The organism is Leisingera sp. F5, assembly GCF_001593695.1.
The window spans coordinates 1-1,469 of the sequence record NZ_LUKH01000915.1 but is presented as its reverse complement, the minus strand read 5'-3'; the positions used below and the strand labels follow the sequence as shown (position 1 = coordinate 1,469).

The following is a 1,469-nucleotide window of genomic DNA, read 5'->3' as shown; positions in this document are numbered from 1 at the left end:
CGGCAGCCGCATAAAGGTGTTCGGCCCTGAAAACCGGGCCAGGTCATTTCCGCTGATCGGTTGATTGAAGTCAGTCATTGTCTCTCATGTTCCAGCCCAAAAGGCAGATAATTTCCGTCGCCACATGCGCCCCGGCAATAGCAGTTGCGCCGGTTGTGTCAAAGGGGGGAGAGACCTCAACCACGTCGCCACCCTTGATATTGATGCCGGCAATCTCCCGCAGGATGCGCGAAGCCTGCGCCGAGGTGAGGCCGCCCCAGACCGGCGTGCCGGTGCCGGGCGCATAGGCCGGGTCCAGGCAGTCAATGTCAAAGGTCAGATAGGCTGGCCGGTCCTCCAGGACCGCCTTGATCCGCTTGGCGGTTTCTACCGGGCCGATCTCATGCACGGTGGGTGCGTCGATGATATTGACGCCCAGCGTATCCTCATTGGTGGTGCGGATCCCGACCTGAACCGAAGTCGCCGGATCCACGATCCCCATCTTCACCGCCTTATAGAACATGGTTCCGTGGTCCACACGGTCCATGTTGTCATCCGGCCAGGTGTCGGTATGCGCATCAAATTGCAACAGCGAAATCGGTCCGTATTTCTCGGCATAGGCTTTCAGGATCGGAAAACTGATATAGTGATCCCCGCCCAGCACTACCGAGGCTGTATCCGCAGCCAAAATACCCCGGATATGCTCCGTCAAGGCGCCCGGAAACTCCGGCACATTGGCATGATCAAACGCCATGTCGCCATAATCGGCAATCGCCAGCGTGCTCAGCGGTTTATGAGGCCAGCCATAGGGTTCATCCGGGCTCTGCAGGCAAGACGCCTCGCGGATCGCCCGCGGCCCCAGCCGCGTGCCGGGCCGGTTGGTCACCGCCTGGTCAAACGGCACACCGGTGACGGCAATATCAACACTCGTCAGATCCTTGGTGTATTTGCGGCGCAGAAAAGACATCGCCCCGCCAAAGGTGATCTCAAAGCTCAACCCCTTCAGATCTTCGCGGGTAAAGGCGTGATCGATCATGTCTTTTGCGTCTTCCAGTGCCATGGCGGTGCGTCCCTGTTCTGCGGCTTCAGCTTTTGATCAAATACCGTTTCTGCAGGTGTTTGTCATCCATGCCCTGCAGTTAGCCGCCCACCGGCTGCGCGCGCTCAACCAGCCGGGCAAAGAACGACGCGCCCACTGGTGCAATCTCGTCGTTGAAGTCATATTTGGGGTGATGCAGCCCGGCACTGCTGCCCTGGCCCAGGAACAGATAAGATCCGGGCCGCGCCTGCAGCATATAGGCGAAATCCTCCGCCCCCATCTCGCGCCCGCCATCAGGCTCGACATTTCCCGTGCCTGCGATTTCCCTGGCGACCTCCACAGCAAAAGTGGTCTTTTCCGCATCATTGAAGGTGGCCGGATAGCCAATTTCATAGTCCAGCTCCGCCTCAACACCATAGCTCGCCGCCTGGCCCGCCACGATCTCCTTCAT

General features: G+C 59.3%; 2 protein-coding genes. Both read right to left on the bottom strand.

Annotated elements, in window-relative coordinates:
- Positions 1 to 70: 70 nt before the first annotated feature.
- A complete protein-coding gene (gene speB, locus A2I95_RS37420) occupies positions 71 to 1,039 on the bottom strand; it encodes an agmatinase (RefSeq protein WP_291737517.1) in 969 nt (322 codons plus the stop codon).
- A gap of 79 nt (positions 1,040 to 1,118) precedes the next feature.
- A partial coding sequence (locus tag A2I95_RS37415; RefSeq protein WP_291737516.1) for a M20/M25/M40 family metallo-hydrolase occupies positions 1,119 to 1,469 on the bottom strand: 351 nt, incomplete at its 5' end.

Coding starts and splice junctions, on each gene's coding strand:
- speB (WP_291737517.1), bottom strand. CDS start 1,039: ATGGCACTGGAAGACGCAAAAGACATGATCGATCACGCCTTTACCCGC.